Source organism: Citrobacter sp. RHB20-C16 (genome assembly GCF_013890155.1).
Classification (GTDB): Bacteria; Pseudomonadota; Gammaproteobacteria; order Enterobacterales; family Enterobacteriaceae; genus Citrobacter_A; species Citrobacter_A amalonaticus.
In genome coordinates this window covers 3983376-4000293 of sequence record NZ_CP057630.1, presented here as the reverse complement: position 1 = coordinate 4000293, position 16918 = coordinate 3983376, and the positions used below count along the sequence as shown (strand labels likewise).

Annotated in this window: 11 protein-coding genes; 2 read left to right on the top strand and 9 right to left on the bottom strand. The window is 55.4% G+C overall.

Annotated features, from left to right (window positions below; all coding sequences use genetic code 11):
- Positions 1-26 precede the first annotated feature (26 nt).
- The 8 genes from ghxQ to mocA all read right to left on the bottom strand — a co-directional run bounded on the left by ghxQ (position 27) and on the right by mocA (position 13402).
- On the bottom strand, positions 27-1394 hold the full coding sequence (ghxQ, locus tag HVX64_RS19150) for a guanine/hypoxanthine transporter GhxQ (RefSeq protein WP_042999373.1): 1368 nt from the start codon (positions 1392-1394) through the stop codon (positions 27-29).
- A 32-nt stretch (positions 1395-1426) separates the two neighbouring features.
- A complete protein-coding gene (gene guaD, locus HVX64_RS19145) occupies positions 1427-2743 on the bottom strand; it encodes a guanine deaminase (protein WP_044254031.1) in 1317 nt (438 codons plus the stop codon).
- A 17-nt stretch (positions 2744-2760) separates the two neighbouring features.
- The gene (locus tag HVX64_RS19140) at positions 2761-4161 is read right to left on the bottom strand and encodes an NCS2 family protein (RefSeq protein WP_042999375.1); all 1401 of its coding nucleotides are present in this window, start codon (positions 4159-4161) and stop codon (positions 2761-2763) included.
- A 162-nt stretch (positions 4162-4323) separates the two neighbouring features.
- Positions 4324-7194: a molybdopterin-dependent oxidoreductase Mo/Fe-S-binding subunit gene (locus HVX64_RS19135; RefSeq protein ID WP_044254034.1), complete on the bottom strand. Its 2871-nt coding sequence runs from the start codon at positions 7192-7194 to the stop codon at positions 4324-4326.
- The gene (gene ygfM, locus HVX64_RS19130) at positions 7191-7970 is read right to left on the bottom strand and encodes a molybdopterin-dependent oxidoreductase FAD-binding subunit (protein ID WP_042999377.1); all 780 of its coding nucleotides are present in this window, start codon (positions 7968-7970) and stop codon (positions 7191-7193) included. Before ygfM ends, HVX64_RS19135 begins: the two co-directional genes overlap by 4 nt.
- Before the next feature lie 45 nt (positions 7971-8015).
- The gene (gene ssnA / locus HVX64_RS19125) at positions 8016-9344 is read right to left on the bottom strand and encodes a putative aminohydrolase SsnA (protein WP_044254038.1); all 1329 of its coding nucleotides are present in this window, start codon (positions 9342-9344) and stop codon (positions 8016-8018) included.
- A gap of 2 nt (positions 9345-9346) precedes the next feature.
- Entirely contained in the window at positions 9347-12451 is a 3105-nt protein-coding gene (ygfK, locus tag HVX64_RS19120; RefSeq protein ID WP_044254041.1) for a putative selenate reductase subunit YgfK, read from the bottom strand.
- A gap of 378 nt (positions 12452-12829) precedes the next feature.
- Positions 12830-13402, bottom strand: coding sequence for a molybdenum cofactor cytidylyltransferase (gene mocA / locus HVX64_RS19115; RefSeq protein WP_044254043.1), 573 nt, complete (start codon positions 13400-13402; stop codon positions 12830-12832).
- Between the two features lie 48 nt (positions 13403-13450).
- Here mocA and yqeC point away from each other — a divergent pair, with 48 nt between their 5' ends.
- A complete protein-coding gene (yqeC, locus tag HVX64_RS19110; RefSeq protein ID WP_044254046.1) occupies positions 13451-14218 on the top strand; it encodes a selenium cofactor biosynthesis protein YqeC in 768 nt (255 codons plus the stop codon).
- A gap of 48 nt (positions 14219-14266) precedes the next feature.
- Positions 14267-15892 carry a selenium-dependent molybdenum cofactor biosynthesis protein YqeB gene (gene yqeB, locus HVX64_RS19105; protein ID WP_044254048.1) on the top strand — a complete coding sequence of 542 codons (1626 nt, stop codon included), beginning with the start codon at positions 14267-14269 and terminating at the stop codon, positions 15890-15892.
- Positions 15893-15981: 89 nt separating this feature from the next.
- Here yqeB and arcC read toward each other — a convergent pair whose 3' ends face one another.
- On the bottom strand, positions 15982-16914 hold the full coding sequence (gene arcC / locus HVX64_RS19100) for a carbamate kinase (protein WP_042999383.1): 933 nt from the start codon (positions 16912-16914) through the stop codon (positions 15982-15984).
- Positions 16915-16918: the final 4 nt, after the last annotated feature.

Sequence of the window (16918 nt, the reverse complement as noted above, 5' to 3'; positions counted from 1 at the left end):
CCGCGCGCGTTGGCGCGGAGCCTCGCTTAAATAGCCCATCCGCCGGCGTAAAACGCCACCAGCGCGACGGTAATGATGACGGTACCGATGTTCAGCTTCTGCCATTCCCGGGCAAAAACGCGACCGACAACCAGCGTCACGAAACCGAGCATAATGCCGGTGACGATATTGCAGGTCAGGACGATAAAGACCGCGCAGACCAGACCAGCCATCGCATCGATGAAGTCATTGAAATCCAGTTTTGAGACATTACTGAGCATCAGTAAGCCGACGTACATCAGCGCAGGCGCCGTCGCATAGCCGGGTATCAGGTAAGAGAGAGGCGATAAGAACAGGATAAGCAAGAACAAACAGCCGACGATGGCGGCGGTCAGTCCTGTTTTTCCACCGGCGGCGGTTCCCGCAGCGGATTCAATATAGACGGCGGCCGGCGCTGCGCCCACCAGACCGGAGAATACGGAGCTGATGGAGTCGCTGGTCAACGCTTTACCGCCGTTGATGATTTGGTTGTCTTTATCCAGCAGATTCGCTTGTCCGGCGACGGCGCGAATGGTGCCGGTGGCATCAAATACCGCCGTCATCACCAGCGCCAGTACGCTGGGCAGCACCGCAGGCTGTAAGGCGCCCATGATATCAAGACTGAAAATCAGAGACTTACCGTCTTCACCGCTCAGGCTGGGCATGGCGACCAGGCCGTGATATTTAACGGCAGGGTCAAATATCAATCCGATAATCGAGATGGCGATAATCACCAGCAGGATCCCGCCAGGGACGCGGCATTTCTCCAGCCCGAAGATGACCGCCAGACCCAGCAGACTCATCAGAACCGGAAAAGAGGTAAATGCGCCGAGTGCCACCGGAAGCCCTTCCAACGGGTTTTTAATCACCATACCGACGCCGTTCGCCGCGATCAGCAACAGGAACAACCCGATGCCAATCCCTGTGCCATGCGCGATACCCATGGGTAAGTTTCGTAAGATCCAGGTCCGGACGCCGGTGACCGAGATAGCGGTAAAAATGACCCCCATCAGGAAAACCGCGCCGAGGGCGACAGGAATCGAAATGTGTTGTCCCAGCACCAGGCTGAATGCGGTGAAGGCGGTCAGCGAAATAGCACAGCCAATCGCCATCGGCAGGTTGGCCCACAGGCCCATCAACAGCGAGCCGAAGCCTGCGACGAGGCAGGTGGCGACAAAGACGGCGGCGGGTGGGAATCCCGCTTTCCCCAGCATTCCGGGCACGACTATGACCGAATAGACCATCGCCAGAAAGGTGGTCAACCCGGCCAGTATTTCCTGACGCACGGTACTGCCACGCGCCGTAATCTTGAAGTAATTATCCAGCGCGCTGCGTGGTTTCGACGCGCCGGGGGTTTGCAGAATATCTCCAGACATAATGATGTCCTCAGCAGGATGTTAGCGTTCTGTCAGGTCCGTTCGTACACCAGACGTCCGTCGACGTAAGTGCGGTAAATTGAGCGATCGTCGCCCAGCGTCATCATCACGAACAATTTGTCGACCAGGGATGTTGAGTTGTCATAGCGCAGTTGTTGCAGCGGCGTCGCTGTCGGTTCCAGCACCACAAAGTCCGCCTCTTTGCCCGGCATAAAGTTACCAATCTGATCGTCGAGGCCCAGCGCTTTCGCGCCGCCGAGCGTCGCCAGGTAAAAGGCTTCGTATGCCGAGAGTCGGTACCCCTGTAGTTGCACCACTTTGTAGGCTTCGTTCAGCGTTTGCAGCATGTTGAAGGTGGTACCGGCGCCGATATCGGTTCCCATACCGACGTTGATCTTCTTCCTCCAGGCTTTTTGCAGATTGAACAAACCGCTACCGAGGTAGAGGTTTGAGGTCGGACAAAAGGCGATGCTGGAGTGGGTTTCGCTCAGGCGATCCCACTCTTTCTCTTCCAGATGGACACAGTGGGCGAAGACGCAATTTTTGCCGGTCAGCCCGTACTGGTGGTACACATCCAGATAGCCGTCATGTTCAGGATAGAGTTTTTTAACCCAGGAAATTTCGTCTTTGTTTTCACAGAGATGGGTATGTACCCAGGTGTCGGGATATTCTTCCCGCAGACGCTGCGCCATCGCCATCTGTTGCGGTGACGAGGTCGGGGCGAAGCGCGGCGTGATGGCATACAGCAGGCGGCCATTTTTATGCCAGCGCTCAATCAACGCCTTACTTTGCAGGTAGCTGCTCTCGGCGTCGTCCAGAAGATAATCCGGCGCGTTACGATCCATCATCACTTTGCCGGCGATCATGCGCATATTGATATGGCTGGCGGCTTCAAATAGCGCATCCACGGACTGCGGATGCACCGTGCCAAAAACCAGCGCGCTGGTGGTGCCGTTACGCAACAGTTGCTTGATGAAAAAAGCTGACATCTCGCGTGCGTATTCCAGATCCTCATAGCGTCTTTCGGTCGGGAAGGTGTGCTTATTCAGCCATTCCAGCAACTGCTCGCCATAGGCACCGACCATTTCACTCTGGGGGTAATGGATATGCGTATCAACGAATCCCGGCACGACCAGTTTTCCGCGATAGTCACGGACACGGATGGCGTCAGGGATCCGCTGTTTTCCTGCTTCCCACTCACCAAACCATTCGACTTTTCCCTGGCGAATCAGCAGCAATCCGTCTTCCAAAAATCGCAGCGCTGAGGCGATCTCTTCCGGGTTTTCAACGGTGCGGATGACATCAATAAAGCTGCCGCGTACCGCTTTCAACGTGTGTTCTCCAGACATCGTAAACTCCTTTACCGTTAATCCGTTTCCTCCGGGGAGACGATGCCCGGCAGCACTTCTTCAGGCCGGTAGCCTCCTGGGAGAATGATATTCAGTAGAATGGCGGTCAGACCGCCCGCGCAGATGGGGTTTTCCACCAACACATAAATTGAGGCCGGCAGGATTTTGAATATTTCCGGGTCATAGGAGACGCCCAGCCCCAGTCCCAACGAGGTGGCAACAATCAGCGTTTCACGGCGCTTAAGCCCGTTCGTGATGATGATGCGGATCCCGGCGATTGCGATCATCGAGAACATTAGCGTCATCGCGCCCCCCAGCACCGCCGAAGGAATAGTGGTAAAGAAGCCGCCAATCATGGGAAACAGTCCAAGCAGCACCAGCATGACGGCGATGGTGCGGCCGATATAGCGAGAGGCGACGCCGGTCATCTGGATAACGCCGTTGTTTTGCGCAAAGGTCGTCAATGGCAGTGAACCCACCGCAGAGGCAATAACGGAGACCAGCCCATCGGCCAGTACTCCACCCTTCAGGCGTGACTGGTATTCATCTCCCTGAATGGGGCGTCTGGACACCATCGCGGTCGCGGTAATGTCGCCGACGGCTTCCAGCACGCTGAGCAGATAAATGGTCCCCACCACCAGAAAGTGATGAAAGTTGAACTGGAAACCGTACTTAAAAGGGGTCGGGATGGTGACCCACGGCAGATTGCGCATACTGCTGAAATCCACCATGCCCAGGCACAAAGAGACGATATAACCCACGCACAGCCCGATCGCGATGCCGCCCATTCTCAGTAACGGACTGCGGCAGCAGTTAAAACCGATCACCACGATCAGCACCAGCAACCCGACGCCGATATTCTCGTAATTTCCGTAGGTGCCGCTGCTTTTCGCCGCAAAGCCGCCGCCAAAATCGATAATCCCGACTTTAATCAGGCTCAGGCCAATCATCAGCACCACAATGCCGCTGACGGTCGGCGTGATGACCCTGCGCAAGTAAGGCAAAATGAAAGACGATCCCACCACCAGAAATGCCCCGACAAATGAAACGCCAAGCAGCGATGACATGATCAACTCTTCGTGGAATCCATCGTTTTTCATCCCGCTGCCCAGTGCAATCATTACCGTGACAAACGAAAAGTTGACCGACTGAATCGAGAGTAAGCCGGAACCGACCATGCCATAGCGATTGACCTGCAGCCAGGTGCCGATGCCAGATGCAATCATCGCCATTGAGACCAGATAGGCGGTGGTTTCCGTTGAGAGTTGCAGCGCGGTGCCAACAATTAATGCGGGCGTGACCATGGGGACAAAGATGGCCAGCAGGTGGGTGATCGCGCCGATAATAGACTGATGAAAGGGAGGGCGATCCTCCAGTTCGTAAATCAGATCTGAGCCTGCACGTGATATATCAGACATCCCTTCACTCCTTAATAAGTAAATTTGATCATCTGAATCAGCAGAATTAAATTCTGCGAATTTGAGGCGCAGGTTGCCCTGAGAACGGCTTATCTCATTTCCGCAGACGGCATTTAATCGTTATTGAGTCATGTGAGCGGGCCGCCTGAGCGGCCCACGTTGTTACATTTTTTCCAGCGCGGTCAGTATTTTCTCCGGTGTGAAATGCCATTCGCGTAACCATACGCCACAGGCATCATGAATAGCGGTGGCAATGGCCGGTGCCGCGCCGTTAACGCCAATTTCAGAGATCGATTTGGCACCAAAGGGGCCAACCTTATCGTCGCTTGGCACCAGAACGGCACGAAAATCCCGAGGGATGTCGCCAATTTTTGGCGCACCGTAACTGCGCAGATCGCGGGTCAGCGGATGGCCTTCGGCATCATAGAGGATCTCTTCGCTCAGACTATGGCCAATGGCCCGCATTGACGCACCGTAGATTTGCCCGAGTGCGAGTTCCGGGTTGACCGGTGTGCCACAGTCCAGCAGTGCGTAGAACTTGTCGAGACGGATTTCGCCGGTTCGGGTATTCACCGCGACTTCGGCGAAGTTCGCCCCATACGGAAATGCGAAGTCTGCGGTGATGTAACTGGCCGTGGCGACCAGCGTGCCAAAACCAGTTCCCGTCTCCGCTTTGTGCGCGATCTCAGCGTAACTCACTTCGCCCTGCTTGCCGCGTACAACGCCAGGTGCTACCAGTTGAACGTCAGCAACGGGTTCACCCAGCATCTGCGCCCCATGAAAGAGGATTTTCTCACGCAGGTTTTCTGCTGCCTTACGCGCCGCGTTCCCCGAGAAGCAGGTGCCGGATGAGGCGTAAGCGCCTTTGTCGAAGAGTGCATGGTCAGTATCGCCGGAAATGACATGCACTTCCTCTGGCGCACAGTGCAGCACTTCCGCCGTCAGTTTAGTGACAACCGTATCCAGCCCGGTGCCAATATCTGCGCCGCCGGAGTGGACGATGAAAGTGCCATCGGACTCCAGTTTGATCATGCAGTTCGCCTGATCGATGTCCGGGATCCCTGATTTCTGCATAATAATGGCGACCCCGCGACCGGTACGCCAGTCACCGTCCTGTGGTTTGGGCGACGACCAGTCGATCATCTTCCGTCCCTGACGCAGGATCGCTTCCAGTGCGCAACTGGCGGCGGAAGGAACGGAGGTTGGCGCTTTCCCTTCACCGATCGCGCCGAGAATTTTCAGTTCCTGTCCTTCGTGAACCCGATTGCGTTCGATGATTTCCAGTTGGTCAATTTGCAGTTGTTCGGCAAGCTCGGCTAACGCCATTGTCATCGCAAAGGTGCCTTTCGGTGCGCCATAGCCCTGATACGCCCCCGTCGGACAGATATTGCTGTAGTAGGTGGTGACCTGGAAATCGACGTTGTCGCAGGGGTACAGCGGTAACGAGAGCGCCGGGCCGTTGCTCGGCACGGTCAACGAATGGTTGCCATATGGGCCAGTATTGGCGCGGAAGTCCATTTTGACCGCCGTCAGGCGACCATCTTTCTTCGCGCCAAGTTTGACCGTGACTTTTGCAACGTGACGGGAGGTATTGGCAATAAACTCCTCTTCACGGGTATAGCGGAAATAGACCGGGCGTCCGGTCACGCAGGTCGCCCATGCGCAGACTTCTTCCAGCAGGATGTCCTGTTTAGAACCAAAGCCGCCGCCGACGCGTTCCTTAATGACGTGGACTTTGTGCTGCTTCATGCCAACGAGACGGGCAACCTGGCGGCGAAGGTGCCACGGTACCTGAGTTGAGGCGTGAATGATCAGGCGATCGCCGTCCATGCGCGTAAAACAGATGTGAGGCTCTGCCGGACACTGCTGCGCCTGTGTGGAGTGATAAGTGCGCTCGATGATCACATCCGCTTCGGCAAACCCTTTCTCCATATCGCCGATATGACCATGAATGCTGGCGGCGATATTTTTCCGCGGGCGTGAACCAATCGGGAAGTTGATGACCATGTGCTCGCCACGTTGGGCGGCATGGCGGTTATCTTCTTCCAGTGTCTGTGGCGCGCCTGCGACGTACACCACCGGTTCATCGTGTACGACGGGTGCATCGTCTGCCATGGCTTCGTCTATCGACAATACCGGCTTAAGCACATCATATTTCACATCAATGAGTTCGAGCGCGGCCAGCGCAATCTCTTCGCTCTCTGCAACCACGGCGGCAACACGATCGCCGACATGGCGCATTTTTTTGCCGAACATGCGGCGGTCAAGCGGGGAGGGTTCAGGCGCGCTCTGCCCGCCGGGCGTATAATAGATGTCCGGGCAATTGCGGTGGGTGATCACGTGAACCACGCCAGGCAATGCTTCGGCTTTGCTGACGTCGAGATGAGTGATCAACGCATGGGCGTGCGGACTGCGCAGCATTTTAATTACGCAGGCGTCTGGGGTGATACGGTCTTCAACATAGCAGGGTTTGGCCTGGACCATTTTGGCCGCATCGGTTTTTGGCCAGGGTTTACCAATCACCGCGAGATCGTCGCGGAAAGTGGGGGCGACAGTCATACGGGCTTGCGGATCGTTTTTACGCGCCACCGCCAGTTCGATCACCTGATAATATTGCTGCCAACCCGCATCACGACTGAACAGGCCGGACAACGCATCGTCAATCTCTTCACGGGTAGGATTCGCGATTCGTTCCAGCAGTTCGGTGATGATCAATGCGGCCGCCGGATCGTTATAACCGGACTGCACGACGCCGACATCCACCATCGCCTGTTGTACCAGGCTCAACGCATTCCATTGACCGAGTGATTCGCTGGTGCGAATCTCCGCGTGATCCAACTGCGCGGCAATCAGTAATGAGGCATTGACGATGCGACCGTTGTAGAGAATCGCGTCCGAACCGGCGAAACCGAATCCGTCATCACTGTTGCGCACGGAGTGCATGCCGAGGCTAAACAGCAGCTTCTGTACGTTTTCGCCCGGGTTAATCTTCATTTCACGGGCCACGCCGTTCAATGTGAAGTGAATCATCATACAACGTCCTCCCCGGCCATCAGACAGTCGGCATACAGATCGGCGACAACCACGCCGGTGATATAGCGCTTATAGGCCGCGCTGCCCCGAATATCATCCTGTGGGAACAGGGCGTTTGCGACCGCCTGTTCCAGTTCCGTACCTTCTCGCGTTTGTGTTTCCACGTCACGCAGGCGCAGTGCTTTGTCCGCCACGCCGTCCAGCGCGATGCACATGCCACCGTGTTCAGTCAACGCGACCGCCGCTGTCACGACGGTTAATCCGGCCTGTGAACGGCTCACTTTGCGCGTGGCGCAAGGGCGGAAGGGATCTTTAATGATAATTTCGGTGAGCAGGCGATCGCGTGGATCGGCGAGATAGCTTTCCAGCGACAGAGTTTCGCCATCACCACACACCAACTGGGCGTCCAGCGCCAGCAGGACGGGGAGTAACACGGACTCTTGCTGTTGCGCGGCAATCTCGCCGCCGAGGGTCGACTGGTTGCGAAGATGGCGGGAGTAGATAAAGCCTATCGCCTCACGCAGTGCCGCCGGGAGATAGCGGGCGTCATGCAACGGTTGCAGGCGAGTCATCGCCCCGATACGCAATGCGCCATTGTCCCAGTCGATCCACTCCAGTTCCAGATCCTGCAATGAAATGGCAATCCGCTTATCGGTACGCGTTGGCGTGGCGTTAAGTTTGCTGCCCCCGGCAAACCAGACGGCGTCCTCCTGATAGCGGCGCTTGAGTTCCAGCGCCTGGTCAACGGAGTCGGGCCTGAAAAATTGTTCAATCATCATCATTCCTCATCACTCCCTCTCCCGTTCAGGAGAGGGTATGGGCTATGCCAGCGCATCCATTCGCCGCCACATGTTGGCGGCGGCTTTTCGGGCCTGCGCATAAATGGAATCGGTATCGAAAGTGAACTGACGGTCTTCATACACCATCACGCCATTCACCATCACGCTGTGCACGCTGCCTGAACCGAGACCGAAAGCGATATGCCCGGCAACGTTTTCAGCGATCAGCGGCGTCGGCGACGAATAGTCGAGAAGGGTTAAATCGGCTTTATAACCGGCTTCCAGTTGGCCAAATTTTTCTCCGAAGTTGCGGTGCAACAGTTCGTTGCCGTTCGCCAGTGCTTTCGCAAAGCTGTCAGGCCACAGAGGACCGCCCGCGTCGCGATGTTTGAAGAAGGCAAATTTCATCTCTTCAAGCATGTCGGAGCCGATGCCGTCCGTCCCCAGCGCCAGATTGCGTATATGGGTAAGGTGGTGGTTATAGCCCACATGGTTGTTCATGTTGGAGCGGGCATTGTGTACCAGGAAGGCATCTTGCTGATTCAGCAGGGCGATATCTTCCGCAGACAGGTACAAGCCGTGTGCGACCAGCGTTTTACGGTCAATGAGCCCATATTCCGCCAACCTGACCAGCAGGTCTTTACCGTACAGATGATGACTGTGGGAGACATCGTAGCGGTCTTCCGCCGCATGGATGTGAAGCCCGCGCCCGGTCGCGTTGATGGCCTCGCGTAGCATCTCCAGACCGGCATCGGGCACGGTAAAGGGGGCATGCGCGCCAATGTGCGCTTCCACCAGGTACGGCTCGCTACCGCTCTCTCGCGCATGGTCTATCTGACGGGCGAAGCGAATATTCTCTTCGACGCCTGCCTGTAGCTCTTTGATACCTTCGTTACGGTCGGTGGTTTCAAAGCAGGTCATTGCCCGAAGACCGACTTTTAAAAAGGCTGAACGCAGCGTAGAGAGCGAGCCCTGGATGTAGCCCGGTGAAGCATGGTGATCGATAACCGCAGAGCATCCGCTCTTAATCGCTTCCAGTGAGCAAATCAGCCCGCTGTAGTAGAGCGACTCTTCGTCCAGCGCCCGATCCAGACGCCACCACAGGTTTTTCAACGTTGAGATAAAGTCCGGGCTGGGGGCGATATTGGCCTGGATCCCGCGCGATAAACCGGAGTAGAAGTGGTTATGCGCACAGACCAGGCCTGGCATCACTATTCGCCCATGCATCTCTTTCCATTGCGCTTGCGGATAGCGCTGCGTCAGGGCGTCACCCACCTCAACAATAACGTCTTTGTCGATTGCAATATCCACCCCTTCACGCACGCTGGCCGGATGAAGTTGTACGGCGGTGACATTTTTCAGAATCAACATGATTACACCTCCACGCGGCCTAACAGGTAATGGTGATGCTGGTGGACATAGCTAATGACGCGGCACATGTCATCCAGTTCCGGCGGGATGCTGGCGAACTGCCCATCATGGCTGATGTTTAATACCCAGCTTTGGTCATTCAGCCGGACCCTGACCCGATCGTCTTCCACCAGGAAACCCGGGTTACTGCTGTTGTCGAAATCCTGTGGCAGGCTAAAGAGCGTGACTTTGTCTTTATACGGCTTGCCCTGCCACGGACAGAATTGAGCGCAGTTACCGCATTCGTTGCAGTAAGCATCCAGATGTAGCGTCTGGAAGCGATTCTGGAATCCCGGCACGGGAATTGACACATTGGCGCGGTTCGGACAGACATCCACGCATTTGCTGCAGACATAGTTGCATTCAAGGCAGCGGGCCGCTTCCTGGGCGACAAAGGCGTCACGGTCATCTTTATCGACCTTCGCGACCGCGATCTCGCCTTTACGCTGATAGATTTCAGCGGGGCTGACGTTATTCCAGCGTTTATCGCCATGGTGGGAGCGGATATTTTCCCGCCAGAGGATGGTATCCGTGGCCCGACGCGCAGAGCCGATGGCGGCAACAATGGATGATGGACCACGCTGGACGTCGCCAATCATGAACACGTCGGTGAGGCGGGTTTCGCCGTTGTGATTCACCTCTGGCCAGCCTTTGCTGTCAAGCGGAACACCCATTGCATTCAGTGCTTCGGTATCCTGCTGTTCACCAATGGCGGTAATCAGACTATCGATGTGCAGCGTCAGCGTTTCGTCGGTTTCAACCGGGCGGCGCCGTCCTTTCTCATCCGGCTCTCCGAGCGTCATGACGCGCAGGGTGAGTGTACCATCCGCATCAAAACGTTCAGGGTTGTTGAGAAAACGGAACTCAACCCCATCGTGCAGGGCTTCTTCATACTCTTCACGCCAGGCGGGCATCTCCTGCAACGAACGGCGGTAGACCACGGTGACTTTCTCCACACCCGGCACGCGCAGTGCCGCACGGGCACAGTCCATCGCCGTGTTGCCCGCGCCGACGATCGCCACATGCTTACCGAGCGTCAACGCAGTTCCCTGATTGTATTCACGCAGGAAGGGAAGCGATTTCCAGATGTTGGGGTTATCGCCGTCGAGCTTCACGCCGCTGTTTTTATCCGTACCGGTTGCGATCAGAACGTAGTGGAACCCCTTTTCTTTCAGGCTCTGTACGGTCAGATCAGGCGCACAGCCATATTCGAACTTCACGCCGTGATCGGCGACAAAATCGATATCGTGCTGGATGAGTTCTGCCGGAATACGGAACTGAGGAATGATATTTTTCACCACGCCGCCCGCGTTGGCTTCGCGTTCAAATAGCGTCACCGGGTGTCCTGCCCGGGCAAGGAAGTAACCGGCCGCAAGCCCGGCCGGGCCCGCACCGATGACTGCAACCGGATGACGAGAGCCTGAGCCTGCGGGTTTGTGCCAGCGCTGTTTGTATTCATCCCACCCCTTTTCCAGCGCCACTTTTTTCAGTTCACGGATGTTCAAAGCGCTGTCATAGTCCAGACGGGTACAGTTGTACTGACACTGATGATCGCAGATATGACCGGTGATTGCCGGGAGGGCGTTTCGCTGATAAATCAGTTCCAGCGCGTCGGCATAACGCTGCTCGCCCAGCAGGCGAATATACTCCGGAATGTCCTGTTTGATGGCGCAGGCCGTAATACACGGGGCGACGTAGCAGTCGGTCAGCGGCAAGCCGCCGGCCACGTCAATGCGCTCTTCAGGTTTCCAGTGTTTTTGGGTATAGGCCATCGTGACGGCCTCTTCCGCCAGTCGATTCAGTCGTTCGACATCGACATGTTCCATTCCCCACGCATCTGAAGACTCCAGCTCACGCATACAGGCGCTGAGTCGCAGGTAACCGCCTGGCTTTAACAGGTCGGTCGCCATGGTGATCGGACGAATGCCGGTGTCAAAGATATCGCGGATGGTCAACTGGCTGGCGCCGCCGGAATAGGAGATGGGTAATTGGCCGTCGAAGGCCCGGGAAAGCACGGCCGCCACGTTGATTGAGAGCGGGAACAGCGCCCGGCCAGACATATACATTTCTTCGCCGGGAAGCGCACCTTTGTTATTGACGGTGCCCAGGGTGTTGGTGAGTTTTACGCCAAAACCCAGCGACTTTTCTTTTGCCAGCGCCATCAGGCGCTGCAACATTTCCAGCGCCTGGGTGAGCTTCAGATCGTGCTCAAATGACTCTTCTTTTAAGCCGATATAACCGAAGCCACAGCTGTCCAGAATTTCACGTACGCGTGAATAGCCCAGCAGCGTCGGATTCAGCTTCACAAAGGTATTCAGCCCTTTTTCTTCCAGCATATAGCGGCAGATGGCTTCGATTTCGTGCGGTGGGCAGCCGTGCATCGTGGACAGCGTGACGCCCTGCACCAGTTTTGTGGGAATGCGTCCCGGCAGCGCCTGTAGACGTTCCCGATGTGCGTTCAATCCGTGGCGCGCGAGGAATGTTTCATCATGCAGCCATCGCTGTAGCGTGTCGCGGTACTGCACAAATTTAGGGTGCGCGGATGCGTCCATCATGTTGTCGATGAACGCCTGCATGGGCGGTTGATTGATGCCGTCGAGGTTATACCCGACGCTCATATTAAAAATGAACGATTTACCAGTCTCGCTACCTGAAGGTTGCAGCAGTTGCTCCAGTAAATGCAGGGCGAACCAGGCTTTAAGATACTCATCCCATGCTTTCAGCAGGGTAAATTCCGTCGACCATTCGGTATTGAAGCACTCATCTTCCGCATCAATACAGGGTTTTTCCAGTTCGAGCCGATCGAGAATTTGCACTGTTTTGAGTTCAATAAACCGACCGCCAGTCAGCCAGGAGGTGATGATATTTTGTGCGAGCTGGGTGTGCGGGCCGGCGGCGGGGCCGACGGGGGTGGCACAGGTTTCACCAAATACGCTTATCGATTTGCCTTTTTCCGGTGAATAGAACTGCTGCTCAGGAATACCAAAGATCGAGCGCTGCTGCTGATATTCATCAAATAGGCGCGTCAAAAGTTCCTCAAACGGAATCGGACGCATTATATCCCCCATACCCCTCTCCTTAGCTTTACTCGGCTTTCTTCAGGTCGTGGCAAGACAACCGGAAGGTGCGCGTGTTCATAGATGTCATTGGTTGACCGGGACTGATAAAGCCGGCGGTTTGGAGAAATAGAGCAATATTCGCACCACTACTCACAAAGCAGAGCCATAAAAATATAATTTTGTGAGGCGCTTCTAATCTTAAGTCCGCTTTGTGAAATATCTCACAAACGCTAAATGAGAATGAAAATCAGCCGGGAGAGGTATGGCGATAAGGTATTGCATCATCGCATTCTGTTTTCTCAAAAATGGCGATCGCTTATCATTATGATAAGTGAAAAATGAATCGGGAAATATTTGATCGCAATCGTTTAACTCCGTATTTCCTATTTATTTGTGTCGATTCTGCGCATTGATAAAATCCTCTGGTGTATCAATATCCAGAGTGATTCGGGCATCGTTTATTTCAATAAGATTATGTTTTCCGCGCAGCAATGCCTGACGCATATTGCTGACATCCGGTTGTGAGATGGCCTGCAACAGGCATTTTTTGGAAAGTAATACAGGATGGCCGGGCTGGCCATGATAGCATGGGATAAGTGCGTTATCGTTACGTAACGCCCAGATTTTATGGAAAATATCGTTATTCAGTTCAGGCATGTCACCGTGCGTGATGAAGCAGTGCCCGCTGTTCACGGCGGCAGCGCCAACCTTAATTGACGTAAATAAACCCTGAGCATAATCCGGATTGTACGTAATAATAATATTAGGCTGATTCGCATAGCGATTATGTATCTCCGTGGCGCGGTAACCGGAAACTAATATCACCCGGTTACAAAATTGCAGCGCGTTTTTGATACTTGCATCAAGAATTGTTCCTGCGTGCCAGGGTAACATCATTTTCCATTTTCCCATTCTGGATGATAACCCAGCAGCAGTAATTATACAGTCGACGACAGGCATGGCGATTCCATAATGTCTATTAGATGTTATGTCACTTCAGAGAGGCTTATGAGTATACCGGGGCATGCTTCTTTATTCTTTGATTTAGGTGCACAGAAACGGCCAACGGTTATTTCAATTGTCGGTGCGGGTGGGAAAACCAGTACGCTTTTCTGGCTCGCTCATCTCTTTCAGTTATCAGGTCGACGGGTATTCATCACCACGACGACGCATATGTTTCTGCCTGACCACTCCTGGCCGACCCTTTTCTGTCGGGAGCCCGCCGGGTTGCCGTATCACGTGTTAATGCAACCCATCATTACCTGCTTTCGGTCGTGGAAAGCGCCATTGGGAAAAGCACGTGGTTTCTCACCCGACGCCATCGATGCCTTAGCCAGACGATCGGAATGTGACGTGGTTCTCGTCGAGGCAGACGGCGCACGCGGAATGCCGCTTAAAGCGCCAGATGAGCACGAACCTTGCATACCTGAAAGCAGTTGCTGCGTGATTGCCGTTATGGGTGGACACCTGCTGGGGAAACGCGTGGGGGCAAAGCAGGTGCATCGCTGGTCGCCGTTCGCCGGGATGACAGGCCTGACGGAGGGATCCCCCTTATCGCTGAAGGCGCTGGTTCGCCTGGTTCAGCATCCACAGGGAGCATTCAAAAATGCCCCGCCAGCCAGTCGACGCGTCTGGTTTCTCAATCGTTTTTCTCAATCTGAGAATGCCATTGATGAACGCGAGCTCATCCAACTGTTGTCAGACGGTGATGTGCAGGCTATCTGGCTGGGGAATGCACAGGAAACGCCTGCAATCACGCGCAGATTTGTGAGATAGCGACGCCGGGAACACCGGGTTCCTGAAAAGATATCCATTGAGGTCTGTATGAATATTTTCACAGAGGCTGCAAAACTTGAAGAGCAAAACCGCCCATTTGCGCTGGCGCAGATTGTCGATAGCCGGGGGTCCACGCCCCGCCATTCGGCACAGATGCTGGTACATCAGGATGGGTCTATCGTCGGGACTATCGGCGGAGGCATGGTGGAGCGCAAGGTGATCGACGAAGCGCTGCTGGCGTTACAGGAAAGAAAGCCGCGTATGTTTCATGGCCGGATGGCCCGCAACGGCGCCGATGCCGTTGGCTCGGACTGCGGCGGCGCGATGTCGGTTTTTATTAGCGTGCACGGCCTGCGCCCGCGACTGGTGTTAATCGGCGGCGGGCATGTCAACCGGGCGATTGCCCAGGGGGCAGCGCTGTTAGGGTTTGATATTGCCGTAGCGGATGTTTATCGCGAAAGCGTTAACCCGGACGCTTTTCCTCCCTCGGTACAGTTGTTACATGCCGATTCTTTTACCGCGGCAGTGGATGCGCTGGAGATCCGTCCGGACAACTTTGTGCTTATCGCGACGAACAATCAGGATCGGGAAGCGCTGGACAAATTGATCGAGCAACCCGTCGCGTGGCTGGGCTTGCTGGCAAGCCGTCGTAAAGTGCAGTTGTTTATGCGTCAGTTACGGGAGAAGGGCGTCTGTGAAGAGCACATTGCCCGCCTGCATGCGCCGGTGGGTTACAACATTGGTGCTGAAACGCCGCAGGAGATTGCGGTCAGCGTGTTGGCGGAGATCTTACAGGTTAAAAATAATGCGCCTGGTGGACTGATGATGCGCACCGCGCATCCGTCCGGCCATCAGCGGGTGGTGATTCGTGGCGCGGGAGATATCGCCAGCGGCGTGGCGCTGCGATTGTTCCATGCCGGTTTCAAAGTGATCATGCTGGAAGTGGAGAAACCGACCGTCATTCGCCGCAGCGTTGCGTTCGCGCAGGCCGTCTTTGATGGTGAAATGATCGTGGAAGGCGTGACGGCAAGACTGGCCACCTCGTCAGCAGAAGCGGCGGCGTTAGCCGAGCGTGGTTTTATTCCGATTCTGGTCGATCCTGCCGGTTCGCTGATTGACGCACTGAAACCCGTCTGCGTGGTGGATGCGATTCTGGCAAAACAAAATCTGGGTACGCGAAAAGATATGGCTCCCGTGACCATTGCGTTGGGACCTGGATTTTCTGCGGGTGAAGACTGCCATGCGGTGATTGAAACAAATCGTGGACACTGGCTGGGGCAGGTGATTTACGCCGGTTGTGCACAGGAAAATACCGGGATACCCGGCAATATCATGGGGCATACCGCACGACGGGTGATTCGTGCACCCGCCGCAGGCATCATGCGCGCCAGAGTGAAATTAGGCGATCTGGTAGAAGAGGGCGAGGTGATTGCCTGGATTGGCGAAAACGAAATCAAGGCGCCGCTGTCGGGGATGGTGCGCGGCCTGTTAAGTGACGGGCTGGCGGTGGTGGGCGGTTTTAAAATCGGCGATATCGACCCGCGCGGCGAGACGGCGGATTTTACCAGCGTCTCTGATAAAGCGAGAGCGATAGGCGGCGGAGTGCTGGAAGCGCTCATGATGCTGATGCATCAGGGGGTGAAGTCAACGAATGAGGTGCTTGAAGTGGCGTAATGCGAATGACCAGATGGCGCTATGTTTATCCGGCCCGGGAGGCGCCAGGCCGGGTACGCAAAGCGCCCCGGCGAATAAAACGCATCAGATTACTGGCAGATAACCGTTCCGGTTTTTCCCTCAATCCCTTCTTTCGCTTTACTGAGCACCGTGATCAGGGCTTCCCGACCGGGACGGGAGCGGGCGAACGACGCTGCGGCCTCCACTTTCGGCAACATAGAACCTTTAGCGAAATGCCCTTCGCTGATAAAGCGTTCCGCATCGCTCAACGACAGGCGATCCAGCCATTGCTCATTTTCTTTACCGAAGTTAATAGCCACTTTTTCGACCGCCGTCAGGATGATGAGCATATCCGCGTCGATCATCTCTGCCAGGCGGGCACTGGCCCAGTCCTTATCGATCACCGCGCTGGCCCCCCGCAGATGGTTGCCTTCGCGAATCACCGGAATACCGCCTCCGCCCACGGTAATAACCACCTGTCCGGCCTCAACCAGCGCCTTAACGGTTTCTTTCTCAATGATGTCCACCGGCTTAGGCGAGGCCACGACACGACGATAACCACGTCCGGCATCTTCTCTAAGCGTATAACCTTGTTTTTCCAGCTGTTCCGCTTCCTGCTGTGTGAAGAATGAACCGATGGGTTTGGTGGGGTTCAGAAACGCAGGATCGTGGGCGTCGACTTCTACCTGCGTCACCAGTGTGGCGACAGGTTTGTGCATCCCGCGTGAGAGCAATTCTTCGCGCAGCGCGTTTTGCAGATCGTAACCGATATAGCCCTGGCTCAATGCCACGCAGACGGACATCGGTAGCATTGGCGAGTGCGCCTCTGTTTTTGCCGCGGCTTCGAATGCCTGGTTGATCATACCCACCTGCGGCCCGTTACCATGAGTCACGATAACCTCATGACCCTGCGCAATGAGATCCACAATGGCCTGCGCGGTGATTTTGACGGCCTGCATCTGTCCGGCCAGATCCTCACCCAACGCGTTACCACCCAGCGCGAGAACAATTTTCTTCCTCATTTTT

Bases quoted from the DNA above. Each gene is read 5' to 3' on its own strand.
- guaD (WP_044254031.1), bottom strand. From the start codon at position 2,743: ATGTCTGGAGAACACACGTTGAAAGCGGTACGCGGCAGCTTTATTGAT.
- arcC (WP_042999383.1), bottom strand. From the start codon at position 16,914: ATGAGGAAGAAAATTGTTCTCGCGCTGGGTGGTAACGCGTTGGGTGAG.
- HVX64_RS19140 (WP_042999375.1), bottom strand. From the start codon at position 4,161: ATGTCTGATATATCACGTGCAGGCTCAGATCTGATTTACGAACTGGAG.
- yqeB (WP_044254048.1), top strand. From the start codon at position 14,267: ATGAATATTTTCACAGAGGCTGCAAAACTTGAAGAGCAAAACCGCCCA.
- ygfM (WP_042999377.1), bottom strand. From the start codon at position 7,970: ATGATTGAACAATTTTTCAGGCCCGACTCCGTTGACCAGGCGCTGGAA.
- HVX64_RS19135 (WP_044254034.1), bottom strand. From the start codon at position 7,194: ATGATGATTCACTTCACATTGAACGGCGTGGCCCGTGAAATGAAGATT.
- ghxQ (WP_042999373.1), bottom strand. From the start codon at position 1,394: ATGTCTGGAGATATTCTGCAAACCCCCGGCGCGTCGAAACCACGCAGC.
- ssnA (WP_044254038.1), bottom strand. From the start codon at position 9,344: ATGTTGATTCTGAAAAATGTCACCGCCGTACAACTTCATCCGGCCAGC.
- ygfK (WP_044254041.1), bottom strand. From the start codon at position 12,451: ATGGGGGATATAATGCGTCCGATTCCGTTTGAGGAACTTTTGACGCGC.
- mocA (WP_044254043.1), bottom strand. From the start codon at position 13,402: ATGCCTGTCGTCGACTGTATAATTACTGCTGCTGGGTTATCATCCAGA.
- yqeC (WP_044254046.1), top strand. From the start codon at position 13,451: ATGAGTATACCGGGGCATGCTTCTTTATTCTTTGATTTAGGTGCACAG.